Annotated in this window: 25 protein-coding genes and 2 tRNA genes; 10 read left to right on the forward strand and 17 right to left on the reverse strand. The window is 75.6% G+C overall.

The features are described from left to right. Window positions 1-12: 12 nt before the first annotated feature. The 3 genes from KVT14_RS02575 (at window position 13) to KVT14_RS02585 (ending at window position 2,583) form a co-directional block, all read left to right on the forward strand. Window positions 13-657, forward strand: a complete 645-nt coding sequence (locus tag KVT14_RS02575) for an ABC transporter permease (RefSeq protein WP_246855406.1) — start codon at window positions 13-15, stop codon at window positions 655-657. A gap of 3 nt (window positions 658-660) precedes the next feature. Beyond that, window positions 661-1,437 (forward strand): ABC transporter permease, encoded by a 777-nt coding sequence (locus KVT14_RS02580; RefSeq protein ID WP_217614238.1) that lies wholly within the window; start codon window positions 661-663, stop codon window positions 1,435-1,437. 144 nt (window positions 1,438-1,581) lie between these two features. Next, the gene (locus KVT14_RS02585; RefSeq protein ID WP_217614239.1) at window positions 1,582-2,583 is read left to right on the forward strand and encodes a glycine betaine ABC transporter substrate-binding protein; all 1,002 of its coding nucleotides are present in this window, start codon (window positions 1,582-1,584) and stop codon (window positions 2,581-2,583) included. Window positions 2,584-2,666: 83 nt separating this feature from the next. Here the strand turns inward: KVT14_RS02585 and KVT14_RS02590 are convergent, their stop codons facing one another. Beyond that, window positions 2,667-4,181 carry an NAD(P)/FAD-dependent oxidoreductase gene (locus tag KVT14_RS02590; protein ID WP_217614240.1) on the reverse strand — a complete coding sequence of 505 codons (1,515 nt, stop codon included), beginning with the start codon at window positions 4,179-4,181 and terminating at the stop codon, window positions 2,667-2,669. 229 nt (window positions 4,182-4,410) lie between these two features. Between KVT14_RS02590 and KVT14_RS02595 the strand changes: the two genes are divergently transcribed. Further along, complete coding sequence (locus KVT14_RS02595) at window positions 4,411-4,623, forward strand: hypothetical protein (protein ID WP_217614241.1); 213 nt, start codon at window positions 4,411-4,413, stop codon at window positions 4,621-4,623. Window positions 4,624-4,743: 120 nt separating this feature from the next. On the opposite strand, the gene KVT14_RS02600 is transcribed toward KVT14_RS02595, so the two are convergent. The 5 genes from KVT14_RS02600 to KVT14_RS02620 all read right to left on the reverse strand — a co-directional run bounded on the left by KVT14_RS02600 (window position 4,744) and on the right by KVT14_RS02620 (window position 7,908). Beyond that, the gene (locus KVT14_RS02600) at window positions 4,744-6,360 is read right to left on the reverse strand and encodes a methyl-accepting chemotaxis protein (protein ID WP_217614242.1); all 1,617 of its coding nucleotides are present in this window, start codon (window positions 6,358-6,360) and stop codon (window positions 4,744-4,746) included. Between the two features lie 127 nt (window positions 6,361-6,487). Further along, complete coding sequence (locus KVT14_RS02605) at window positions 6,488-6,859, reverse strand: STAS domain-containing protein (RefSeq protein ID WP_217614243.1); 372 nt, start codon at window positions 6,857-6,859, stop codon at window positions 6,488-6,490. A gap of 200 nt (window positions 6,860-7,059) precedes the next feature. Beyond that, a tRNA-Lys gene (locus KVT14_RS02610) sits at window positions 7,060-7,132 on the reverse strand. 78 nt (window positions 7,133-7,210) lie between these two features. Continuing rightward, the gene (locus KVT14_RS02615; protein WP_217614244.1) at window positions 7,211-7,531 is read right to left on the reverse strand and encodes a hypothetical protein; all 321 of its coding nucleotides are present in this window, start codon (window positions 7,529-7,531) and stop codon (window positions 7,211-7,213) included. A gap of 80 nt (window positions 7,532-7,611) precedes the next feature. Continuing rightward, the gene (locus KVT14_RS02620; RefSeq protein WP_254630288.1) at window positions 7,612-7,908 is read right to left on the reverse strand and encodes a co-chaperone GroES; all 297 of its coding nucleotides are present in this window, start codon (window positions 7,906-7,908) and stop codon (window positions 7,612-7,614) included. A gap of 133 nt (window positions 7,909-8,041) precedes the next feature. On the opposite strand from KVT14_RS02620, the gene bcp reads away from it, so the two are divergent. The 3 genes from bcp (at window position 8,042) to KVT14_RS02635 (ending at window position 10,449) form a co-directional block, all read left to right on the forward strand. After that, window positions 8,042-8,512, forward strand: coding sequence for a thioredoxin-dependent thiol peroxidase (bcp, locus tag KVT14_RS02625; RefSeq protein ID WP_217614246.1), 471 nt, complete (start codon window positions 8,042-8,044; stop codon window positions 8,510-8,512). A 34-nt stretch (window positions 8,513-8,546) separates the two neighbouring features. Next, window positions 8,547-8,629: transfer RNA gene (locus KVT14_RS02630), tRNA-Leu, on the forward strand. A gap of 209 nt (window positions 8,630-8,838) precedes the next feature. Then, entirely contained in the window at window positions 8,839-10,449 is a 1,611-nt protein-coding gene (locus tag KVT14_RS02635; RefSeq protein WP_254630282.1) for a methyl-accepting chemotaxis protein, read from the forward strand. A gap of 69 nt (window positions 10,450-10,518) precedes the next feature. Here KVT14_RS02635 and trxA read toward each other — a convergent pair whose 3' ends face one another. After that, on the reverse strand, window positions 10,519-10,890 hold the full coding sequence (gene trxA, locus KVT14_RS02640; RefSeq protein WP_217614247.1) for a thioredoxin: 372 nt from the start codon (window positions 10,888-10,890) through the stop codon (window positions 10,519-10,521). Window positions 10,891-11,036: 146 nt separating this feature from the next. Here trxA and KVT14_RS02645 point away from each other — a divergent pair, with 146 nt between their 5' ends. Then, window positions 11,037-11,591, forward strand: a complete 555-nt coding sequence (locus tag KVT14_RS02645; RefSeq protein WP_147796132.1) for an NUDIX hydrolase family protein — start codon at window positions 11,037-11,039, stop codon at window positions 11,589-11,591. Between the two features lie 10 nt (window positions 11,592-11,601). Next, window positions 11,602-12,294: a Pr6Pr family membrane protein gene (locus tag KVT14_RS02650; protein ID WP_308160840.1), complete on the forward strand. Its 693-nt coding sequence runs from the start codon at window positions 11,602-11,604 to the stop codon at window positions 12,292-12,294. Between the two features lie 12 nt (window positions 12,295-12,306). On the opposite strand, the gene KVT14_RS02655 is transcribed toward KVT14_RS02650, so the two are convergent. The 7 genes from KVT14_RS02655 to clpS form a co-directional block, all read right to left on the reverse strand. Then, window positions 12,307-13,923, reverse strand: coding sequence for an ABC-F family ATP-binding cassette domain-containing protein (locus KVT14_RS02655; RefSeq protein ID WP_217614248.1), 1,617 nt, complete (start codon window positions 13,921-13,923; stop codon window positions 12,307-12,309). Next, window positions 13,916-14,548: an RdgB/HAM1 family non-canonical purine NTP pyrophosphatase gene (gene rdgB, locus KVT14_RS02660; protein WP_217614249.1), complete on the reverse strand. Its 633-nt coding sequence runs from the start codon at window positions 14,546-14,548 to the stop codon at window positions 13,916-13,918. Before rdgB ends, KVT14_RS02655 begins: the two co-directional genes overlap by 8 nt. Next, complete coding sequence (rph, locus tag KVT14_RS02665) at window positions 14,545-15,390, reverse strand: ribonuclease PH (protein WP_217614250.1); 846 nt, start codon at window positions 15,388-15,390, stop codon at window positions 14,545-14,547. The genes rdgB and rph overlap by 4 nt, the downstream gene beginning before the upstream one ends. Before the next feature lie 29 nt (window positions 15,391-15,419). Further along, complete coding sequence (locus tag KVT14_RS02670) at window positions 15,420-16,223, reverse strand: MBL fold metallo-hydrolase (protein WP_217614251.1); 804 nt, start codon at window positions 16,221-16,223, stop codon at window positions 15,420-15,422. A 168-nt stretch (window positions 16,224-16,391) separates the two neighbouring features. Then, a complete protein-coding gene (gene murI, locus KVT14_RS02675; RefSeq protein ID WP_217614252.1) occupies window positions 16,392-17,207 on the reverse strand; it encodes a glutamate racemase in 816 nt (271 codons plus the stop codon). Window positions 17,208-17,217: 10 nt separating this feature from the next. Next, window positions 17,218-17,976 carry a DUF2017 family protein gene (locus KVT14_RS02680; RefSeq protein WP_217614253.1) on the reverse strand — a complete coding sequence of 253 codons (759 nt, stop codon included), beginning with the start codon at window positions 17,974-17,976 and terminating at the stop codon, window positions 17,218-17,220. Continuing rightward, window positions 17,977-18,252: an ATP-dependent Clp protease adapter ClpS gene (clpS, locus tag KVT14_RS22235; protein ID WP_246855404.1), complete on the reverse strand. Its 276-nt coding sequence runs from the start codon at window positions 18,250-18,252 to the stop codon at window positions 17,977-17,979. Window positions 18,253-18,323: 71 nt separating this feature from the next. On the opposite strand from clpS, the gene KVT14_RS02690 reads away from it, so the two are divergent. After that, window positions 18,324-19,661: a nicotinate phosphoribosyltransferase gene (locus KVT14_RS02690; RefSeq protein WP_217614255.1), complete on the forward strand. Its 1,338-nt coding sequence runs from the start codon at window positions 18,324-18,326 to the stop codon at window positions 19,659-19,661. A 95-nt stretch (window positions 19,662-19,756) separates the two neighbouring features. On the opposite strand, the gene KVT14_RS02695 is transcribed toward KVT14_RS02690, so the two are convergent. The 3 genes from KVT14_RS02695 to KVT14_RS02705 all read right to left on the reverse strand — a co-directional run bounded on the left by KVT14_RS02695 (window position 19,757) and on the right by KVT14_RS02705 (window position 22,285). Then, window positions 19,757-19,912 (reverse strand): hypothetical protein, encoded by a 156-nt coding sequence (locus KVT14_RS02695; RefSeq protein WP_168217007.1) that lies wholly within the window; start codon window positions 19,910-19,912, stop codon window positions 19,757-19,759. A gap of 187 nt (window positions 19,913-20,099) precedes the next feature. Continuing rightward, window positions 20,100-21,905, reverse strand: coding sequence for a DEAD/DEAH box helicase (locus tag KVT14_RS02700; RefSeq protein ID WP_217614256.1), 1,806 nt, complete (start codon window positions 21,903-21,905; stop codon window positions 20,100-20,102). Next, entirely contained in the window at window positions 21,902-22,285 is a 384-nt protein-coding gene (locus tag KVT14_RS02705) for a DUF3039 domain-containing protein (RefSeq protein ID WP_210417289.1), read from the reverse strand. Before KVT14_RS02705 ends, KVT14_RS02700 begins: the two co-directional genes overlap by 4 nt. Between the last annotated feature and the right edge of the window lie 91 nt (window positions 22,286-22,376).

Consider the following 22,376-nt stretch of genomic DNA (forward strand, 5'->3'; position numbering starts at 1 on the left):
GCCAACCCCTGGCTGTCCTGGGACTACGTCCAGCGGAACTGGGGCGACATCTCCCGCGCGCTGGAGCAGCACGCGAGCCTCACGGTGCAGGCGGTGCTCATCGCGTGCGCGATCGCCGTCCCGCTCGGGATGCTCGCGCACCTGCGACCGCGGCTCGCCGCCCCGATCGTCGGCACCAGCAGCGTGCTCTACACGATCCCGTCGCTCGCGCTGTTCACGGTGCTCGTGCCGTGGACCGGGATCGGGCGGACGCCGGTGCTGATCGGCCTGGTGGTCTACGCGCTGCTCGTGCTGGTGCGCAACGTGCTGGTCGGCCTGGGCGGTGTGGACGAGAGCGTCCGGGACGCCGCGCGCGGCCTCGGCTACGGCCGGCTGCGCCTGCTGCTCACCGTCGAGCTGCCCAACGCGGTGCCGGCGATCATCGCGGGCGTCCGGCTCGCGACCGTCACCACGGTGGCGCTCGTGACCGTCGGCGTCGTCGTCGGCTACGGGGGCCTGGGCCAGCTCATGTTCCGCGGCTTCCGGAACAACAAGTACCACGCCGAGATCCTCACGGCGACGCTGCTCTGCCTCGCGCTGGCGCTCGTGCTCGACCTGCTGCTCTGGCTGGTCGGCCGCGCGGTGACGCCGTGGGCCCGGCGCGGACGGGAGGCCTGAGCCGTGGACGTGCTGCAGGACGCCTTCACCTGGCTGAACGACCCGCTCAACTGGACCGGGCGCGACGGCGTGCTCGCGCTGGGCGCCGACCACCTGCGGATCAGCGCGCTCGCCGTGCTGCTCGCGGCGCTCGTCGCGCTGCCGCTCGGCGTCTGGCTCGGCCACCGGCGCCGCGGCGGCGTCGTCACGGTGGTCGCGGCCAACACCTCTCGCGCGCTGCCGACGTTCGCGCTGCTGACGATCTTCGCCTCGACCGGCCTGTTCGGGGCGACGGCCACGGTCCTCGCGGTCGCGGTGTTCGCGGTGCCGCCCATCCTCAGCAACACGTTCACCGGCCTCATGGAGGTGGACGCGGACGTCCGGGACGCCGCGCGCGGCGTCGGGATGTCGGGCGGCCGCTCGCTCGTGCTGGTCGAGCTGCCGCTGGCCCTGCCGCTGGTCGGCGCGGGCCTGCGCACCGCCACGACCCAGGTGCTCGCCACGGTGCCGCTCGCGGCGCTCGTCGGCGGCTCCAGCCTCGGGTCGATCATCGTCCAGGGCATGGCCCTGCAGCGGTACGGCCAGGTGGTGGCCGGCGCCCTGCTCGTCGCCGGGCTGTGCCTCGTCGTCGAGGGCGTGCTCGCCGCGGTGCAGCACGCGCTCACACCGGCCCCGATGCGCGCCACCTCGGGCCGCCTCCGTCGCCGCCGGCCCCGCGCCGCCGCCGACCCTGCCACCCCCGCCCCGGCCCCCGCGGCCGCCGACGCCGCCCCCGACCAGCAGACCGTGACCCGATCGTGACCGCGACGACCGCCCGCAGCGGTTGCCGCACCCGGACGACCTCGGTCGAATGATCGACGGCCACCCGACGCCCACCGACCCACCCGTCCGGTGCCCCAGCCGCACCGCACACCGTGTGCCCACCCGAGACCAGAGGACCCGCACATGAACGCACGTCGCACCACCCTCCCCGCCGCAGCGGCCGGCCTGCTCCTCCTGCTCGCGGCCTGCGGCGACCCGGGCTCCGGCGGCGGCACCGCCGAGACCTCCGCGGGCGGCTCCGGCGGCACGGTCTGCGAGCCCGTCGCGGGCGACCAGCTGGTCGTGCTCGAGGACGACCAGGGCCTGCAGAACGCCGACAACGTCATCCCCGCGGTGAACGCCGCGGCGGCGCAGGCGGACCCGAACCTCATCCCGCTGCTCGACACCGTGTCCGCGGCGCTCGACACCGACAAGCTGATCCAGCTGAACAAGGCCGTCGACATCGACCGGCAGACCTCGACCGAGGCGGCGCAGCAGTTCGTCGAGGACGAGGGCCTGGCCGCGAGCGACGCGGCCGCGGGCAGCGGCAAGAGCGTCGTCATCGGCGCCGCGAACTTCTCGGAGAGCGCCACGCTGTCCGAGATCTACGCCGACGTCCTGCGGTCCGCCGGCTACACCGCCGAGGTCCAGACCATCGGCAACCGCGAAACCTACCTCCCGGCCCTGCAGAGCGGTCAGATCACGCTCACCCCGGAGTACGCCGCGACGCTGGCGGAGTTCCTCAACACCTCCGCCAACGGCGCGGACGCCGAGCCGGTCGCGAGCGGCGACCGGGACGACACCGTGGCCGCCCTCACCGAGCTGGGCACCGGCGCGGGTCTGACCTTCGGCGCGGTGTCGGAGGCGCAGGACCAGAACGCGTTCGCGGTGACCTCCGAGTTCGCCGACGAGCACGGCGTGACGACGCTCTCCGACCTGGCCGAGGCCTGCGCCGGCGGCGTGGTGCTCGCCGGCCCGGCCGAGTGCCCGGAGCGGCCGTTCTGCCAGATCGGGCTCGAGGACACCTACGGGATCACCGTGAGCGAGTTCAAGAGCTACGACTTCGGCCTGATCGGCGACGCCGTCCGCCAGGGCGAGGCCTCGATCGGCCTGGTGCTGTCGAGCGACGGCTCGCTCGCGAGCTGACCCCGCACGACCGACGACGCGAGGGGCGGGACCGCACGGTCCCGCCCCTCGCGTCGTGCGCGCCCCGCCCGGGCCGCCGGCCCTCAGAGCCCGGCGGTCTCCAGCAGCCGCAGCCACACCTCGCTGACCGTCGGGTACGCCGGGACGGCGTGCCACAGCCGGTCGAGCGGCACCTCCCCCGTCACCGCGATCGTCGCGGCCTGCAGGAGCTCCGCGGCGTCCGGCCCGGTGAACGTCGCCCCCACGAGGACGCCCCGGTCCTCGTCGATCACGACCTGCGCCGTGCCGGAGTACCCGTCGGCCGCGACCGACGCGCCCGCCACGGACCCGATCGGGTAGGACACCGCCCGGACCCGCAGGCCGGCGTCGCGCGCCTGCTGCTCGGCCAGCCCGACCCAGGCGACCTCCGGCCGGGTGAACACCACCTGCGGCACCGCCACGTGGTCGGCGGACGCACGGTACCGGCTGAAGGCCCCGGCCTCCCGCTCGGCGGTCCGCGCCTCCGCGGCGCCCTCCCCCGGCTCCGCGACGTCGGCCGAGAACCGCGCGGACACGACGTCGCCCACGACCCGGGCGTCGTACTTGCCCTGGTGCGTGGTGGCGGTGCGCCCGGTGACGTCGCCCACCGCGAACAGCCAGCCGTCCGGGACCCCGGTCGCCTGCAGGGCGTCGTCGACGGCGACCGGCGCGCCGGGCTCCAGTCCGAGCACGTCCAGCCCGAGGTCGGTGGTCCGTGGCCGCCGGCCGGTGGCCACGAGCACCTCGTCGGCGTGCAGCTCGTCGGCGCCCTGCGGGCCCTCGACCGTCAGGTGCACCCCGCGCTCGTCGCGGTCCACCCGCGTGGCGCTCGTCCCGAACCGCAGGTCGACGCCCAGCTCGCGCAGCCCTGCCGCCACCTCCTCGGCGGCGAACGGCTCGGCCTTGTCGAGCAGCCGGTCCCCGCGGACGAGCAGCGTGACCTCGGCCCCCAGGTCGCGGTAGGCGACCGCCATCTCGACGCCGACCACGCCCCCGCCCAGGACCACCAGGCTCGACGGCACGTCCTTGACCGCGGTCGCCTCGCGCGAGGTCCAGGGCTGCGCCTCGGCCAGGCCGGGGATGCCGGGCACCGTCGGCTCGCTGCCGGTGGACACGATCACCGCGTGCCGCGCGATGACCCGGGTGTCGCCGTCCTCGCTCTCGACGAGCAGCTCCTTGGGGCCCGTGAACCGCGCGGTGCCGCGCAGCAGCGCGATGCCGGCGGAGTCCAGCCACTCCACCTGGGAGTGGTCGTCCCAGTGCGAGGTGAACTCGTCGCGCCGGGCCAGCACGGCGGCGGGGTCGAGCGTGCCCTGGACCAGCTCGGCGGCGCCCGGCACCGCCCGCGCCGCGGCGAGCACCGCGCCCGGCCGCAGCAGGGCCTTCGACGGCATGCACGCCCAGTAGGAGCACTCCCCGCCGACCAGCTCGTGCTCGACCACCAGCACGGACAGCCCGAGGCGGCCGGCCCGGTCGGCGGCGTTCTCGCCCACCGCGCCCGCGCCCAGGACCACGACGTCGTACGTCACGGTGTCGCCGGGGGCGCCGTCCCCGTCCGTCCGCTGGGTGCGCTCGGTCATGTCGTCGCTCCGTTCCTCCGGGGTGCCGCGGTCCGCGGTGCCTCCATCGTGGCCCGGCGGGGCGGTTCCGGCAGGTCGGCGTGCGGGCGACCCCCTCACTCCAGCGGCACTTGAAGGATGGGCGCGATCGACCGGCTATCAGGTGAATTGAGCCCTTCACCCGCCCCGTCGCCGGGTGAAAGTCGGGAGAAACCGGTCTTTCCGCCGATCGCGGTGGGACCTTGTACTCATGAACGAGGACCCCTGGCGCGTCGAGATCACGGACGCCGACATCCGCGCCGCCAAGCGCGCGTGGATCGCCACGCGCGACAGCGACGCGACCGACGCCGAGGTCGACCGCCGCTACGACGACCTCCGCCGCCTCGTCAGCGCGCAGGCGCAGCAGATCGCCGACGTCGTGCGCGCCCGCGCCGCCGCCCGGCGCAAGGCGCAGGCCGACTGACCCCGCACGCGGCGCCCGCCGCACGCACCGCGACCCCCCGTGCACGCCGCTCGCGCGCACGGGGGGTCGCTGCGTCCGGCCCCCAGCTCCGGACCGCCCGGCGGCGTGGGCAGCCGGGAGTCAGTACCGGAACCGCGACACCTGGCCGCGCAGGTCCTCCGACATCCGGGCGAGCTCCGCGACGGCCGAGCCCATCTGGTTGAGGGTCTGGGACGACTGCGTCGCGGCGGACGCCACCCCGGTGATGTTCACCGCGATCTCGCCGGAGCCGGTCGCGGCCTCGGCCACCGAGCGGGACATCTCCGTGGTCGTCGCCGTCTGCTCCTCCACGGCCGACGCGATCGTCAGCTGGTAGTCGTTGATCGACGCGATGATGTGCGAGATCTCGCCGATCGCCCCGACCGCGCCGCTGGTGTCGGCCTGGATCGCCTCGACCCGGCGCGCGATGTCCTCGGTCGCCTTCGCGGTCTCCTGGGCCAGCTCCTTGACCTCCCCGGCCACGACCGCGAACCCCTTGCCCGCCTCGCCGGCCCGGGCCGCCTCGATCGTCGCGTTCAGCGCCAGCAGGTTCGTCTGCTCCGCGATGGAGGTGATCACCTTCACCACGTTGCCGATCTCCTGCGACGAGGCCCCGAGCCGCGCCACCTGGTCGTTGGTCACGGCCGCGGCGTCCGTCGCCTGCCCGGCGACCTTCGCCGCCTGCGAGGCGTTCTGCGCGATCTCCCGGATCGAGGCGCCCATCTGCTCCGCACCGGCCGCCACCGTCTGCACGTTGCGCGACACCTGCTCCGCGGCCGCCGCGACCACGCCCGCCTGCGCGCTCGTCTCGTCCGAGCCCGCCACGACCTGCTGCGACGCGGCGGCCAGCTCCTCCGCGGCCGCCGCCACCGTCTGCGCCGTGTGCACCACGCCGCTCATCAGGGCGCGGAGCGAGCCCTGCGCCTCGTTCAGCGAGCCCGCCATCCGGCCGAGCTCGTCGCGGGAGTCGAGCGGCACGGAGACGGTGAGGTCGCCGTCGCCGATGCTCTGCACCGTGCGCTGCACCGCCGCGAGGTCGCGGACGATCCGCCGCACCAGCAGCACCCCGAGGCCCGCGGCGAGCAGGACGCCCACCACGCCGACCGCGATCATCTGCACCGTCGCCGACCGCGCGTCGGCGGAGGCGTCCGCCACGCCGTCCGCCGCGTGCGCGGACACGGAGTCGGTCAGCGCCTGGAGCGCGTCGCCGATCTCGGTCGTGATCCCGCGCACCTGGTCCGCGTACGCGTCGTGGTACGCCGTGGCGCTCTCGTCGGCCAGGGGCTCGATGGCGTCGGCAGCGGCCTGGTAGCGGCCGTAGGCGTCCTCGAGCGCGGCGTACGCGGCGTCGTCGAGCACGTAGGGCTCGTAGTCGGCCACGTTCTGCAGCGCGTCGGCGTCGAAGCCGGCGCGGTCGTCGACGATCTTCGCGCGGTCCTCCGGCGCCACCATGCCGTACTCCAGCACCCGGGCCCGGCTGGCCTGGAACCAGCGCTGCGTGTTCACGAGGTAGGTCTGCGGCTCGATCGCCTCGCGGCCGAGCCGGTCGATCGACGACTCGAGGCCGCCGAGCCGGGCGATGCCCAGTCCGGCGACGACGCCGACGGCGACGGCCAGCAGGCCGAGCACCGCGCCGATGCGGGCGCCCACGGGGGCGTCGGTCACGAGCCGGCGACGCCGGCCGGTGTCGGGCGCTGGGGGTGCGGCGGGTGCGGGCATGCGGAGGTCTCCGTCCGTCGGTGGGGGGCGGGCCTCGACTCGGCCCGCCGACTCCATCGGACGGGGCCCGCCGCGGGTGAGCGCGCGGACGGGTGAAAGGTAGGACCTTTGTCGCGGGGTGGCCCGCTCAGCCCTCGACGGCGAGGTGCGGCAGCAGGCCCGTCACCTCGAGCAGCGTCTCGACGGTCGGGCCGATCCCCCGCACCGTCAGCGACGCACCCTCCGGCTGCAGCGCCATGACGAGCCCCGCGAGCAGGCCGACGGCCGACGAGTCGGCGAACGTCACTTCGGACATGTCGACCGCCCGCACCTGCGGCAGCACCGCCGCGAGGTCCGTGCCGCGCGCGCTGACCGCGCCCAGCCGGTCGCGCAGCTCCTCCACCACGGCGACGTCGACCTCGCCGCGCATCCGGAGCAGGGCGGGCTCCGCGTCGTCGAGCCACACGTGGCCGCGCTCGGGGAGCGGCAGGGTCGGGTCGGCGGCGGCGGTGTTCGGCACGGTTCCAGTATGCGTGCCGCCGACCGCAGCCGGGGGCAGGACGGCCGGGCGAGGCGCGCGGGATCGACGGCGCGCCCCGGGCGGCCACCACCGCACCGGGCCGGCCCGCGCGCACCGGCGCCGCGTCGCCGGGGTGCACGGCAAGCGGGAACGAGAAAGGCCCCCGCCCAGCGTCTCCGCTGGTCGGGGGCCTTCTGAAGTGCGCCATCAGGGACTCGAACCCCGAACCCGCTGATTAAGAGTCAGCTGCTCTGCCAATTGAGCTAATGGCGCAACGAGGAGAAACGTTAGCAGCCCGGTGGCGCCGGACGCTAATCGGATCCCCCGCTCAGGTGCCCGACGTGGCGGACGTCACGCCGGCCGCGGGCCGCCGGCCGCGTCGGGGTCGACGGGGACGTCGTCCTCGGCGCGCGGGCGGGCCGCGGGCGGTCCGTCGCCGCCCTCGTCCTCGCCCTCCCACCAGGCGTCCTCGGGCAGCCCTTCGGCCGCGAGGATCGCGTCGGACCGCGGCTCCGCCACGGCCAGGTCGGCGAGCAGCGTGAGGGGCACGTGCTCGGCCAGTAGATCCATGACGACGCCCGTCGCGTCGTCCCCTGCTCCGCGCTCGTCCTGCACGGCCGTGTGCGTCTCGTCGTCCATCGCGGCCACCCCCGGGGTCGTTCCTGCGCTCATGGGAACACCGTCCGGACGGACCACGCAACACGTGACGCCGAGGGCGAACAACCCTCCCGCCGCGGCAGGTGGAGGGGGCCCTACAGGTACAGCCCGGTGCCCTGGCCGCCCTCGCGCGGTTCGGCCACGGCGTGCACGTCCTTCTCCCGGAGCAGCAGGTACGTCTGCGCCTCGAGCTCCACCTCGGCCCGCTCGTCGGGGTCGAACAGCACGCGGTCGCCGACGGCCACCTGCCGCACGTGCTGGCCCGCGGCGACGACGGAGCCCCAGGTGAGCCGCTTGCCCACCGCGGCGGTGGCCGGGATCACGATGCCCGCGCTCGACCGGCGCTCCGAGGCGTCCGCGTCGAGCTGGACGAGCAGCCGGTCGTTCAGCATCCGGATCGGCAGCTCGGGGCGGGTCGGGCTCTCGGGGCGCTGTGCACTCACGGGGCAGACGCTACCGCCCGGCCGTCGTACGCTGACGGCGCCCGCCGCGCGCGGGTGCCGCACCCACCAGCCAGGAGACGCCATGCCCCGCCTCGCCGTCGGCGACACCGCCCCGGACTTCACGCTGCCGACCGCCGACGGCGGCTCGCTGACCCTGTCGGACCTGCGCGGCCAGGGCGTCGTCGTGTACTTCTACCCGGCGGCCGGCACCCCGGGCTGCACCAAGCAGGCGTGCGACTTCCGCGACTCGCTCGCGTCCCTGCAGGCGCACGGCTACGCGGTCGTCGGCGTCTCCCCCGACTCCCCGGAGAAGCTCGCCCGGTTCGCCCAGGAGGAGGCCCTGACCTTCCCGCTGGTCTCCGACCCCGAGAAGCAGGTGCTCGAGGCGTGGGGCGCCTGGGGCGAGAAGTCGCTGTACGGCAAGACCGTCACCGGTGTCATCCGGTCGACCGTCGTCGTCGACCCCGAGGGCGCCGTCCGGCTCGCGCAGTACAACGTCAAGGCCACGGGGCACGTCGCCAAGCTGCGGCGCGACCTCGGCATCGACGGCTGAGCCGAGCTCGACCCCCGGCGCCGCCGGGGTGTCGGCGGGAGTGGTGAAACGGCAGCCACGCCAGGTTTAGGTCCTGGTGCCCGAGAGGGCGTGCGGGTTCGAATCCCGTCTCCCGCACCCCGTGCGACCGGGCAGGCCGCCGCGCCGGCCGGGTGTCACCCGCCCGGCCCGCCGGCCACCCGGATGCCCGCCGCCGCGCACCCCGTCCGGGTGACCGCTCGGCGGACCCCTCAGACCGCGTCTCACCCGCTCGACGGGGAGACGGGACCCCGTGACGGTGTCCCGCGCGGGCGCCGCCCGCGCCGCACGCGACGAGAGGCCGACGGATGACCGGGACCAGGGGTGCGACGGGTCGGGACGACGGGACGACCGCGGCGGTCGCGGCCACCGCGGGCCGCGGGCGGGGGCTCGGCTTCACCGGCAAGATCCTGCTGACCGTGTCGGCGGCGATCGCCATGACCGGCCTGCTGGGCTGGATCTCGATCCTCACGCTGTGGCAGAGCACCGAGCGCACCGAGCGGATGTACTCCGACCACGTCACGGGGCTCGCGCTCGCCAGCCAGGTGGCCTCGCACCTGAACGACGCGCAGTCGATCGGCACCGACATGCGCGCGGCCCGCGACGCGGGCGACCCGTTCCGGGCCGACGGCCTGGCGGACGACCGCGGCGAGGCCGTCGGCGCGGCGCTGGGCGCCCTGGACGAGTACGCGGCGATCCCGGCGCTGACCGACGAGCTGGGCACCGCCGCCGCGGACCTCCGCACCGCGCTGACCACGTACCAGAACCTGGTGGGCTCCAGCGAGGGCGCCGACAGCGCGGCCCGGGGCGCCGCCACGCGCGTGGACGCGCTGATCCAGGCCCAGACGGCCGCCGCGGCCGACGCCGCCCGGGAGGCGACCGGCGCCGGCGACCGCGCCGTCCTCCTGGAGTTCATCGCCCTGGGGGTGGCGGCCGTCGTGCCGGCCGTGGCCGGCGTGGTCGTGGCCCGCCGCCTCAGCCGCCGCCTGAACCGGGTGGCCGACGCCGCGCAGTCCCTGGCCGGCGGCGACCTGACGGTGGCCAGCGGGGTGACCGGTGCCGACGAGATCGGCCGCACCGCCGCCGCGCTGGACCGCGCGACCGCCGCGCTCCGCGAGACGGTCTCCGGCATCGACGGCACCGCGCGCACCGTGGCCGACGCCGCGGGCCGGCTGGAGCGCTCGGCGGGCCAGGTCGTGTCGGGCGCCGACCGCACCTCGGAGCAGGCCGTCGTCGTCGCAGGCGCGGCCGAGCAGGTCAACCGGGACGTGCACACGGTCGCCGCGGGCGCGAAGCAGATGGGCGCGTCGATCCGGGAGATCGCGCGGAACGCGGCCGAGGCCGCCGCGGTCGCCGGCAAGGCCACCGAGGCCGCCGCGCGCACGAACAAGCAGGTCACCCGCCTGGGCACCTCGTCCCAGGAGATCGGGAACGTCGTCAAGGTCATCACGAGCATCGCCGAGCAGACCAACCTGCTCGCCCTGAACGCCACCATCGAGGCCGCCCGGGCCGGCGAGGCCGGCAAGGGCTTCGCCGTCGTCGCCGGGGAGGTCAAGGAGCTCGCGCAGGAGACGGCGAAGGCCACGGAGGACATCGCGCGCCGCGTCGAGACGATCCAGGCGGACACCGAGGGCGCCGTCGCCGCCATCGGCGAGATCGGCACGATCATCGCGCGGATCGACGACTACCAGACGACGATCGCGTCCGCCGTCGAGGAGCAGACCGCCACCACCACCGAGATGAGCCGCTCGGTCGGCGACGCCGCCGCCGGGTCCGGCGAGATCGCCGCCACCATCACCGGCGTCGCCGACGCCTCCGCCGGGAGCACCGAGGAGCTCGGCCGGATGGGCGAGTCGATCGCCGAGCTCGCGCGGATGGCCGACGACCTGCGGAGCCGGGTGGCGCAGTTCCGGCACTGAGCCCGGACACGACGACGCCCCCGCACGCTGCTCGCGTGCGGGGGCGTCGTCGGATGCGGTGCGCTCGGGTCAGCTCTGCGCCGCCCGGGCCGCCTCGATCTGCGCGCGGACGTCGTCCATGTCCAGCGCCTTGACCGCGTCGACCACCTGCTCCAGCGCCGGCGCCGGGAGGGCGCCCGCCTGGTTGAACACGAGGATGCCCTCGCGGAAGGCCATCAGGGTCGGGATCGACGTGATCTGCAGCTCGGCCGCCAGCTGCTGCTCGGCCTCGGTGTCCACCTTCGCGTGCACGACGTCGGTGTGGGTCTCCGACGACTGCTCGAAGATCGGTCCGAAGCGCTTGCACGGCCCGCACCAGTCCGCCCAGAAGTCCACGAGCACGATGTCGTTCTCGGTGATGGTCTTCTGGATGGTGTCGGCCGTCAGCTCGGTCGTTGCCATCAGTCGCCTCCTGTTGTCGATGTGACGCCAGTAGAGCGCCCGGACCCGGTCCAGTATTCCCGGGCGGCCGGGGCCACGCCCGCGGGGAAGCGCTGCACCGCGCGTCGGGCTGTCGCCGGGCCCCCGGACCGGGGTACAACTGCCGGGTGACCGACACGGCTGACCTGCCCCGCGAGCCCGAGCGCCCCTCCGGGTGGCTGAGTCCCGAGGGCATCGCGGCGGCCCGCCGCTCGCTCCCCCTGCTCTACGTCGACGCCGTGCCCGTGCGGGTCGACGACTCCGGCGACGTGGTCGCCGTCGGCCTGCTGCTGCGGGTCACGCCCGAGGGCGTGATGTCCCGCGCGCTGGTCTCCGGCCGCGTGATGTACCACGAGCGGGTGCGCGACGCCCTGCTCCGGCACATCGAGAAGGACCTCGGCCCGGTGGCGCTGCCGCAGGTCCCGCCGACGCCGCAGCCGTTCACGGTCGCCGAGTACTTCCCCACCCCGGGCGTCACGCCGTACCACGACCCGCGCCAGCACGCGGTGTCGCTCGCCTACGTCGTGCCCGTGACCGGCGACTGCCGGCCGCAGCAGGACGCGCTCGACCTGGCCTGGCTCACGCCCGAGGAGGCGTGCAGCGAGCAGGTGCAGGTCGAGATGAACGGCGGTCAGGGTCTGCTGCTGCGCCAGGCGATGGCGCACGTCGGCCGGATGCCCTGAGGCGGCGGCCGTGACCGCCGAGGCGCGGACCCCGGGCGCGCCGGGCGCGCGGGCCGGGTCCGCGGGGCTCGCCGTCGCCCGCCTGCTGCACGCGCTGCTCGCGCTGGCGGCCGCCGGCGGCGTCGCCCTCGAGGTGTCCCGCGCGCTCACCGAGGGCCCCGGCGACGCCGGGACGACCAGCGAGCGGCTGGTCCGGCTGTTCTCCTACTTCACGATCCAGTCGAACCTGCTCGTCCTGGTCGCGTCGGCGCTGCACGCCGCGCGGCCCGCGCGGACCGGGCGCGTCATGGCCGTGCTGCACCTGGACGCGCTGCTGTGCATCGCCGTGACCGGCGTGGTCTACCACACGGTCCTCGCCGACGCGGGCGTCGACCTGACCCCGTCGGGCGACCTGGCGAACTTCCTGCTGCACACCGTGACGCCGGTCGGCACCTGGGTGGTGTGGCTGCTCGTCGGCCCGCGCCCGCGGTTCGGCGGCGCGACCGTCGCCTGGTCGGTCCTCTACCCGCTGGCGTGGATCGCGTACACGTTCGTCCGCGGGGCGGCGACGGGCTGGTACCCGTACCCGTTCCTCGACGCCGGCGCCCTGGGGCTGGCGACGGCCGCGCGCAACACGGCGCTGGTCGCGGTGGCGTTCCTGGTGCTCGCCCTCCTGGTCCGCCTCCTCGAGCGCGTCCTGCCGGCCACGCCGCGCGCACCCTGACGCGCGGCCGCGCTACAGCTCGATCGCCGGCCAGTCCGCCAGGTCGGCGCGCATCGCGCGGTCGTGGGTCGCGACGACCACCGCCGCCGACGTCAGGCGCAGGGCCTCCGTCAGCTCGTCGACCAGGGCGATCGACAGGTGGTTGGTCGGCTCGTCCAGGAGCAGCACGTGGGGGGCGGCCACCAGCGCGGCCGCGAGCTCGAACCGCCGCCGCTGCCCGACGGACAGCTCGCCGAGCGGCCGGTCCAGGTCCTCCTCCTCGAGCAGGCCCAGCGCCGCCACCGGCAGCACGTGCGCCGGGTCGAGGGCCCCGGACCGCAGCAGGTCCAGCGCGCGGCGCGCGGCGGCCTCGAACCCCGTGGTCGCCAGCCGCGCCGGGCTGTCGTCGTCCTGCACCAGCACGCCGAGCCGGACCCCGAGCGCGACCGACCGGTGCCCCCGGTCGAGCGGGGTGCGGCCCGCGAGGGCGCCGAGCAGCGTCGACTTCCCGGCCCCGTTCGCCCCGGTCACCAGCAGGCGGCCGGCCGGCGGCAGGTCCACCCGCACGCCCGGCAGGTCCAGCCGGCCCGCAACGCGCGGCGCGCGCAGCTCGAGCAGCGGCCCGCCCGCGTAGTCGGCGGGGATGCTCGGCAGGTCCGGGAACGCCAGCGCGGGCGGCGGCACCGGCACCTCGACGGCCTCGGCCTCCAGCTTCTGCACCAGCCGGTCGGCGGCCTTGACGTGGATCCGGGCGCGGGTGCCGCGGCGGTGCTTCTGCGAGCCCTTGGGCGGGCGCCACTCGTCGGACAGCCCCTCGTAGGACTCGTCGAGCCGCTGGGCGAGCTTCGCCGCGCGCTTGCGCTCCTGGGCGTACCGCGCGCGCCAGCGGCGCAGCGCCTGGTCCTTGGCGAACCGGTAGGTGCTGTACCGGGTCGCCCCGTAGAGCACCGGGCGGCCGTCCATCGACGGGTCCAGGTCGAGGATCGCGGTCATCACGTCGTCCAGCAGCCGCCGGTCGTGCGTGACGATCACGACGACGCCCGGCCACTGCTGCAGCTGGGCGGTCAGGTAGTCGATGCCGCCGACGTCCAGGTGGTTCGTCGGCTCGTCCAGCAGCAGCACGTCGGCGCGCTCCGCGACGTGGCAGGCCAGCCGCGCGCGGTACGCCTCCCCCACGCTCAGCGTGTCCAGCCGCCGCTCCGGGTCCCGCGGGGCGCCGAACCGGGTGAGCGCCTCGTCGACGCGCCGGTCGACGTCCCAGGCGGCGAGCCGGTCGACCGCGGCGATCGCGTCGCTCAGCGCCCCCAGGTCGCCGCCCTCGTGGTCGAAGCCCGCGACGACCTCGTCCAGCCGGTCCGCCGCCGCGCGCACGTGGGCCGCGGTCCGGCGCACCAGGTCGCCGATCGTCGCGCCCGGCGGCACGTCGAGCTCCTGCTGCACCACCGACACCGACCCCGACCGCCGGACCTCGCCCGCGGTGGGTGCCAGGTCGCCGGCGAGCAGCCGGAGCAGCGTCGTCTTGCCCGCGCCGTTCTCGCCGACGACCCCGACCCGGTCGCCCGCGGACGCGGACAGGCCGACGCCGTCGAGGACCGGCCGCCCCGGGTACCCGAAGGTCAGGCCGTCCGCGACCAGGTGGACGTCAGCCACGCGGCTCCCGGCCGAGCACGGCGACGACGGCGGGCACCAGCGCGCGGAACGCCTGGCCGCGGTGCGAGATGCGGTTCTTCTCCTCCGGGGCGAGCTCCGCGCAGGTCAGGTCGCCGCCCGCGGGCACCAGGATCGGGTCGTAGCCGAACCCGTGCGCGCCGCGCGGCGCGGTCGCCAGCGTGCCGACCAGGTGGCCGAGCTCGACGTGCTCCTCGCCCTCCGGCGTGACCAGCGCCGCGGCGCAGGTGAACCGCGCGGCCCGGTGCTCCGGCGCGATGTCGGACAGCTGCGCGAGCAGCAGGTCGAGGTTCGCGCGGTCGTCGCCGTGCCGGCCGGACCACCGGGCCGAGAAGATGCCGGGCGCGCCGCCGAGGACGTCCACGGACAGGCCGGAGTCGTCCGCGACCGCGGGCAGCCCGGTGTGCGCGGCGAGCGCGCGGGCCTTGATGAGCGCGTTCTCCGCGAACGTCACGCCGTCCTCGACCGGCTCGGGCGCGCCGACGTCGCGCGCGCCGACCACCGAGTCCGGGTCCAGCCCGGGCAGGGCCGGCACGAGGATCGCGCGGAGCTCGCCGAGCTTGTGCGCGTTGTGGGTGGCGAGGACGAGCCGGGCCGGGCCGGTCACGCGGTCACCGCCGGGCCCGCCGCCTGCGCGCCCCCGCGGACCGTGACGGTCTCCCCGGCCGGCAGCGCCAGCACCTCGCGCTGCACGCGCGCCAGCTCCGACGTGCCGACCAGCGCCAGGTCGAGCAGCGAGTCGAGCTCGGCGCGGTCGAACGGCGCGTGCTCGGCGGTGCCCTGCACCTCGACGAAGCTGCCCGACCCGGTGACGACGACGTTCATGTCCGTGTCCGCGCGCACGTCCTCCTCGTACGGCAGGTCCAGCACCGGCCGGCCGCCGACGACGCCGACGCTCACGGCCGACACCGAGTCGCGCAGCACGACCTTGCGGGCGTCGACCGAGCCCTGGGCGATGCCCCACGCGACGGCGTCCGCGAGCGCCACGTAGGCGCCGGTCACGGACGCGGTGCGGGTGCCGCCGTCGGCCTGCAGCACGTCGCAGTCGAGGACGATCGTGTTCTCGCCGAGCGCCGCGACGTCGATGATCGCGCGCAGCGACCGGCCGATGAGCCGGGAGATCTCGTGCGTCCGGCCGCCGACCTTGCCGCGCACCGACTCGCGGTCCGAGCGGGAGGAGGTGGCGCGGGGCAGCATCGCGTACTCGGCGGTGACCCAGCCCTCGCCGGAGCCCTTGCGCCAGCGCGGCACGCCCGCGGTGAACGACGCCACGCACAGCACCTTGGTGCCGCCGAACTCGACGAGCACGCTGCCCTCGCCCGCGTCCAGGTAGCGGCGGGTGATGGAGATCGGGCGGAGCTCGTCGACGGCGCGGCCGTCGCCGCGGGGGGCGGCCGCGCGGCCGGTCGCGGGCGCGGCGGAGGTGGTGACGGTGGGGTCGGAGGTCATCCCCCGAGCCTAACGACCCGCGCCGGGCCTCAGAGCGCGACGACCGTCCCCGGCCGGGCCAGGTCCAGCGGCCCGTCGTACGCCGCGGCCGCCTCGGCGAGGCTCTCCGCCGGGTCGTTCCACGCCACCAGGTGCGTGAGCAGCAGCCGGCGGGACCCGTTGCGCTGCGCAGCCAGGCCCGCGCGCCGCCCCGTCAGGTGCACGCCGCGCGGCGCGCCGGGCGTCGACTCCAGGTAGGCGGCCTCGGCGAGCAGCAGGTCCGCGTCCGCCGCCAGCTCGTCCAGGCCGGGGCACTCGTCGGTGTCGCCGGTGTACGCGAGCGTCACCGTGCGCGCCGGGTCGGCCTCGGACGGCCCGGTGACCCGGAAGCCGAACGCGGGCACGGGGTGCTCGACGGGCACCGGCTCGATCGTCAGCGGCCCGACCCGCACCGGCTCCCCCGCGCGCCAGGTGCCCAGCGCGAGGTGGTCGGCGGTGCTGGTCGCCGGGTCGTGGCCGGACAGCTGCGCCAGCCGCTCGCGGACGCCCTCGGGGCCGTGCAGCGGCAGCGGCGTCGGCCGGGCGCCGCGCGGGTCGTAGCGCAGCATGACGCCGAGCACGACGACGTCGGCGACGTGGTCGGCGTGCAGGTGGCTGATCGCGACCGCGTCGAGGTCGGCCGGGGCGAGGTGCCGCTGCAGCGGGCCCAGCGCCCCGTTGCCGAGGTCGAGCAGCACGTTCCAGGTCCGGGTGCCGCCCGCGCCGTCCGGCCCCTCGGCCTGCACCAGGTAGCACGACGCCGCCGAGTCCGGGCCGGGGAACGAGCCCGCGCTGCCGACGACCACGAGCCTCATCCGCGGGTGCCCCTTCCGCTGCGTGTCGGCGCACCGACGTCCGACGGCGGCCCAGGGAGCCATGATGCCGTGCGGGGCGCCGCGGCGGGCGGCCGTCGGTCCCCGCGGGGACGTGTCGCTCGTCACGGGGCGGCGGGGCCCCGACGGGCGTCGCGACCGCGCCCCGGCTCAGCGCAGCGCGCCGCGCGCCTCCACGTGCCGCACCTCGGGGCCGAGGAACCGCCGGGCCAGCGTCGCGAACGAGTCCGGGTCATCGGTCGCGAGGAACCGGTGCTCCGGGGCGCCGGCGGCCGGGTCCCGCTCGAGGTCGTGCGCCACCAGCTGGCGGTACACGTCCTTGGCGGTCTCCTCCGCGGACGACACCAGCGTGACGTCCTCGCCCATGACGTACGAGATCACCCCCGTCAGCAGCGGGTAGTGCGTGCAGCCGAGCACCAGCGTGTCGACGCCGGCCTCCTTGACCGGGCGCAGGTACTCCTCGGCGACGCTCAGCAGCTCCGGCCCGGAGGTGACGCCCGCCTCGACGAACTCCACGAACCGCGGGCACGCCTGGGTGGTCAGCTGCACGCCCGGGGCCACGGCGAACGCGTCGTCGTACGACTTCGACTTCACCGTCGACTCGGTGGCGATCACCCCGATCCTGCCGGTGCGCGTCGCGGCGACCGCCCGGCGCGCGGCCGGCAGGATCACCTCGACCACCGGCAGGCCGCGGCGCAGCGTGTACCGCTCGCGGGCGTCCCTCAGCACGGCGGACGAGGCGGTGTTGCAGGCGATGACCAGCATCTTCACGCCGGCGTCGACCAGGTCGTCCATCACCTCGAGCGCGTGCGCGCGGACCGCCGCCAGCGGCTTCGTGCCGTACGGGGTGTTGAGGGTGTCGCCGATGTAGAGCACCGACTCGTGCGGGAGCTGGTCGATGATCGCCCGCGCGTTGGTGAGCCCACCCACCCCCGAGTCGAAGATCCCGATGGGTGCGTCGTTCACGGCACCGATCCTAGTCCCGGCGGCCGGGGGCGTCCGGCAGGTCGGCGAGCAGGCACGCCATCAGCGTCTCCTGCCACCAGCCGAGCGCCAGGAACACCGAGCCGAGGTACTGCCGGGCCTGCCCCTCCGCGTCGCCGGGGCGGCCGCGGACCACCTCGTGCTCCAGCCGCTCGCTCGCCTCCTCGTCGACGACGCCCAGCCGCTCGCCGAGCACCAGGCGCACGTCGGTGAGCGTGGCAGCGAGCGCCGGGGCCCGCTCCTTCGTGACGCGCACGACCGCGACGGCCTCGTGCCGGCCCCGGGACCGGCGGCGGCGCCGGCCGTGCGGGGGGTCGTCGTCGGGGGCGCCCGGGCCGCGCGGCTCGTCGCCGGACTCGTCGCCCTCGTGCCCCAGCGCCTCGACCGTCAGCGCGTCGAACAGCACCGCCAGCCGGTCGATCTTCTGCTGGCGCAGGTCGTCCTCGGTGAGCCGGCGGAACTCCGCCGCCACCGCGTCGTCGTCCCGCGACGCGTCGGGCAGCAGCCGGTGCACCGCCGGGTCGTCGGGCGCGGGCAGCGGGTCGAGCCGCAGCCGCATGGCGAGCGCCGCGGCGTCGTCGGGCGCGGTGCCGCTCCCCGGCCGCGCGCTGCCCGTCTCCCGGGCGCGGTCCTCGAACCGCCCGCCGCCCAGCAGCTCCGCGACGTCGGCGACCACGGTCGCGAGCACCTCGCGCTCACCCGGGTCGACCTCCGCGACGAGCTCGTCGCCGTCCCGCCGGAACGCCCGCACCTAGGCGTCGCTCCGCTGCAGGGTGGCCCACAGGCCGAACGAGTGCATGGCCTGCACGTCCACCTCCATCTGCTCGCGGTTGCCCGTCGACACGGCGGAGCGCCCCTCCTCGTGCACCTCGAGCATCAGCTTCTCCGCCTTCTCCTGGGGGTAGCCGAAGTACGACCGGAAGACGTAGGTCACGTAGGACATGAGGTTCACGGGGTCGTTCCAGACGATCGTGACCCAGGCGTCGGCGAGCTGCCCGTCGGCGCGGGCGGTCTCCTCGGGTGCGATCTCCACGGACACCCGACCACTGTAGGTCCCGCGGCGACGCGGACCCGCAGGTCGGCGCCTACCGTGGGCACATGACCGCACCGAGCGCGCCGAGCACGGCCCTGCTGACCGACCGCTACGAGCTCACCATGCTCCAGGCCGCCCTCGCGGACGGCACCGCCGACCGCCGGTGCGTGTTCGAGGTGTTCACGCGGCGCCTCCCCCACGGCCGCCGGTACGGCGTGCTCGCCGGGACGGGGCGCGTCCTGGAGGCGCTCGCCGACTTCCGGTTCGGCCCCGAGGAGCTGGACTGGCTGGCCCGGGAGCGCGTCGTCGACGACGCCACGCTGGCGTACCTCGCGGACTACCGGTTCACCGGCTCGGTCCACGGCTACGCCGAGGGCGAGATGTTCTTCCCGCACTCCCCCGTGCTGACCGTCGAGGGCACGTTCGCCGAGGCCGTGCTCCTCGAGACCGTCGTGCTCTCGGTGCTCAACTACGACTCCGCGATCGCGTCGGCCGCGTCCCGGATGACCTCGGCCGCGATCGGCCGGCCGGTCCTGGAGATGGGCGCCCGCCGGGCGCACGAGCAGGCCGCCGTCGCCGCTGCGCGTGCCGCCGCCGTCGCCGGGTTCGCCGGGACGTCCAACCTGGAGGCCGGCCGCCGGTACGGGCTGCCCACGATCGGCACCGCCGCGCACGCCTTCACGCTGCTGCACGACGACGAGGAGGCCGCGTTCGCCGCGCAGGTCGCCTCGGCGGGCGCCGGCACGACCCTGCTGGTCGACACCTACGACGTGCGGCGGGGCGTCGAGCGGGCCGTCGCCGCGGCCGGCCCCGGGCTCGGGGCGGTGCGGCTCGACTCCGGCGACCTCGGCGTGCTCGCGCAGGAGGTCCGGGCCCAGCTCGACGGCCTCGGCGCGCGGGGCACGAAGATCGTCGTCACCTCCGACCTGGACGAGTACGCGATCGCGGCGCTGGCGGTCGCCCCCGTGGACTCCTACGGCGTCGGCACCTCGCTGGTCACCGGCTCCGGCGCGCCGACCTGCGGCATGGTCTACAAGCTCGTGGCCCGCGAGGGGTCGGACGGCCGGCTCGCGCCGGTCGCGAAGGCGTCGAAGGCCAAGGAGTCGGTCGGCGGGCGGAAGTCCGCGGCCCGGCGGCTCGACGGCGACGGCCGGGCGGTCGAGGAGGTCGTGGTCGACGGCCCCGACGAGGCGGTCGCGGCGTGGGCGCCGGCCGAGGACGACCTGCGCGCCCTGGTGGTGCCGCTGGTGACCGACGGCGAGGTGCTCCCGGGCCTGACCGGGGCGGAGGGCGTGGCCGCGGCGACGGCCCGGCACGCGGCGTCCCGGGACGAGCTCCCGCGCGGCGCCCGGCGCCTCTCGGCCGACGAGGCCGCGATCCCGACGGTGACGCTCACGCTCTGAGGGCTGCGGGGCCGCGGGCCGCGGAACCCCGGGCACACGACGACGCCCGCGCTCCAGGGGGGTGCGCGGGCGTCGTCGTGCGTGGTGCGGTGTCGCTACACGCGGGCCTTCCCTCGACGCAGCAGCCCGAGGATCAGGCTCACGACGAGGACGGCGATACCGATCCAGATGAGGATCTTGGCGGCCTCGACCGCCACGCCGACGATGAGCAGCACGGCACCGATGATGATGAGGATCAGCCACGTAGGCATCTGACGGCTCCCTTTCGTCCTACGGCATCGCGCCCACCGGGTTTCTCCCGGTGAACGCGCTGTTCACGGGGATGACGATGGCACCGATCCTGAGGTTCGGCACGTCGAGCGCACGGGTTGCGGATCCCGCGGCCGGTGGTACACGCCGACCCGCTGACCTGCGGGTCCGTACCGGATGTGACGTCGGTCAGCGCTTGCCGACGAACCACCCGCGCAGCATCGCCACCCGCGCCTCGAGCTGCTTCGGGTCCGCCAGGGCCACCTCCGGCCCGCCGCACCGGCGCCGCAGCTCCGTGTGCACCGCGCCGTGCGGCTGGCCGCTCTTGCGGGACCAGGCGCCCACCAGCTGGGCGAGCTCCTTGCGCAGCTCGGCCTGCTTGCGGTGGTCCATCTCGGCCCGGTCCTCGACCGGCTGGGCCTTCGACCGCTTGGCGCTCTGCTGGCTCGCCTGGCGCTGCCGCAGCAGCGTCGTCACCTGGTCGGGGTCGAGCAGGCCGGGCAGGCCGAGGAAGTCGAGCTCCTCGTCCGAGCCGACGTCCGCGCCCGTGCCGAACTCGCCGCCGTCGAACAGCACGCGGTCGAACGACGCCTGCGCCTCGAGGGCCTCGAACGTGCCCTGCAGCGCGTCCGACCCCTTCTCGGCGCGGTTCGCCTGCGCGACGAGCGCGTCCTCGGGGTTGTAGCCCTCGCCCTGCTCCTCCGCGGTCAGCGGGCGGTCGAGGGCGTGGTCCCGCTCGACCTCCATGCTGTTGGCGAGCGCCAGCAGCGGGGCGACGCTCGGCAGGAACACCGACGCGGTCTCGCCGCGCTTGCGGGCACGGACGAACCGGCCGATGGCCTGGGCGAAGAACAGCGGCGTCGACGTGCTGGTGGCGTAGACGCCGACCGCGAGCCGCGGGACGTCGACGCCCTCGGACACCATGCGGACCGCGACCAGCCAGCGCTCGTCGGAGGCGGAGAACTCGTCGATGCGGGCGCTCGCGCCGTCGTCGTCCGACAGCACCACCGTCGGCGACTTCCCGGTGAGCCGGGCGATGTGCCCGGCGTAGGCGCGCGCGTCGGTCTGGTCGGTCGCGATGATCATGGCCCCGGCGTCCGGGACCGTGCGGCGGACCTCGGTCAGCCGGCGGTCGGCCGCGGCGATCACGGACGGGATCCACTCGCCGTCGGGGTTGAGCGCCGTGCGCCACGCCTGCGCGGTCATGTCCTTGGTCAGCGGCTCGCCCAGGCGGGCGCTGACCTCGTCGCCGGCCTTGGTGCGCCAGCGCATCGAACCGGAGTACGTGAGGAACAGCACGGGGCGGACGACGTGGTCCCGCAGCGCCTCGGAGTACCCGTAGGTGTAGTCGGCCTTGCTGCGGCGGATGCCGTCGACGCCGCGCTCGTACTCGACGAACGGGATCTGCGCCGTGTCGGACCGGAACGGGGTGCCGGTCAGCGACAGCCGACGGGTGGCGCCCTCGAACGCCTCGTGCACCGCGTCGCCCCAGGACAGCGCGTCGCCGCCGTGGTGCACCTCGTCGAGGATCACCAGCGTGCGGGCGGCGGTCGTGCGGGCGGCGTGCAGCGCGGGCTTGGACGCGACGCCGGCGTAGGTCAGCGCCACGCCGTCGAAGCCGTGCCCGTGCCGGCCCTGGGAGTTCTTGAAGTTCGGGTCGAGCTTGATGCCAACCCGCGCGGCGGCGTCGGCCCACTGGTGCTTGAGGTGCTCGGTGGGCGCGACGACGGTCACGCGGCGCACGATGCCGGCCTGCAGCAGCTCGGTCGCGATGCGGAGCGCGAAGGTCGTCTTGCCCGCACCCGGCGTCGCGACCGCGAGGAAGTCCCGCGGCTCGGTCGTCAGGTACTGCTCGAGGGCCTCGGCCTGCCAGGCACGCAGCTTGCCCGCCGTCCCCCAGGGCGCACGCGCAGGGAACGCCGGGGGCAGCTGCGATGCTGCTGACGGCGAGGCGTGCGTGCTGGGTGCGGAGGCGGGGCGGTCCGCGGCGCTCACTGTCCGCCGGAGGAGTCGCCGGACCCCTTGCCGCGGCCGAAGCCCCAGCGGCGTCCGCCGCCCGAGCCCTTGCCGGAGTCCCCGTCGCCGCCGTCCTGCGGCTCCCGGAGGCCCTCGTAGATCTCCTTGCACACCGGGCACACGGGGAACTTGTTCGGGTCCCGGCCCGGCACCCACACCTTCCCGCAGAGCGCGACCACGGGCTTGCCGGACATCGCCGACTCCATGATCTTCTCCTTGCGCACGTAGTGCGCGAAGCGCTCGTGGTCCCCGGGCTCGGCGGTCTGCTCGGCGGGCCGCTCGAGCAGCCCGGTCCCGGCGCCGGTGCCGGGGTCCGAGAGTCGGTCCGGCTCGGTGCTCGGCGGCAGGGGCTCACTCATGCCGACAACTGTACGCGGCCCCTCCGACGCCCCCGGGCCTTCGCCGAGGTCGTCGGTTCCGTCCAGATGGGAGGTGGCGCAAACACCGACC

Source organism: Cellulomonas sp. GbtcB1 (assembly GCF_019091725.1).
Taxonomy (GTDB): Bacteria; Actinomycetota; Actinomycetes; order Actinomycetales; family Cellulomonadaceae; genus Cellulomonas.

Coding starts and splice junctions, on each gene's coding strand:
- KVT14_RS02585 (WP_217614239.1), top strand. CDS start 1,582: ATGAACGCACGTCGCACCACCCTCCCCGCCGCAGCGGCCGGCCTGCTC.
- KVT14_RS02590 (WP_217614240.1), bottom strand. CDS start 4,181: ATGACCGAGCGCACCCAGCGGACGGACGGGGACGGCGCCCCCGGCGAC.
- KVT14_RS02595 (WP_217614241.1), top strand. CDS start 4,411: ATGAACGAGGACCCCTGGCGCGTCGAGATCACGGACGCCGACATCCGC.
- KVT14_RS02600 (WP_217614242.1), bottom strand. CDS start 6,360: ATGCCCGCACCCGCCGCACCCCCAGCGCCCGACACCGGCCGGCGTCGC.
- KVT14_RS02615 (WP_217614244.1), bottom strand. CDS start 7,531: ATGAGCGCAGGAACGACCCCGGGGGTGGCCGCGATGGACGACGAGACG.
- KVT14_RS02620 (WP_254630288.1), bottom strand. CDS start 7,908: ATGCTGAACGACCGGCTGCTCGTCCAGCTCGACGCGGACGCCTCGGAG.
- bcp (WP_217614246.1), top strand. CDS start 8,042: ATGCCCCGCCTCGCCGTCGGCGACACCGCCCCGGACTTCACGCTGCCG.
- KVT14_RS02635 (WP_254630282.1), top strand. CDS start 8,839: ATGACCGGGACCAGGGGTGCGACGGGTCGGGACGACGGGACGACCGCG.
- trxA (WP_217614247.1), bottom strand. CDS start 10,890: ATGGCAACGACCGAGCTGACGGCCGACACCATCCAGAAGACCATCACC.
- rph (WP_217614250.1), bottom strand. CDS start 15,390: ATGACCTCCGACCCCACCGTCACCACCTCCGCCGCGCCCGCGACCGGC.
- KVT14_RS02670 (WP_217614251.1), bottom strand. CDS start 16,223: ATGAGGCTCGTGGTCGTCGGCAGCGCGGGCTCGTTCCCCGGCCCGGAC.
- KVT14_RS02690 (WP_217614255.1), top strand. CDS start 18,324: ATGACCGCACCGAGCGCGCCGAGCACGGCCCTGCTGACCGACCGCTAC.
- KVT14_RS02695 (WP_168217007.1), bottom strand. CDS start 19,912: ATGCCTACGTGGCTGATCCTCATCATCATCGGTGCCGTGCTGCTCATC.
- KVT14_RS02705 (WP_210417289.1), bottom strand. CDS start 22,285: ATGAGTGAGCCCCTGCCGCCGAGCACCGAGCCGGACCGACTCTCGGAC.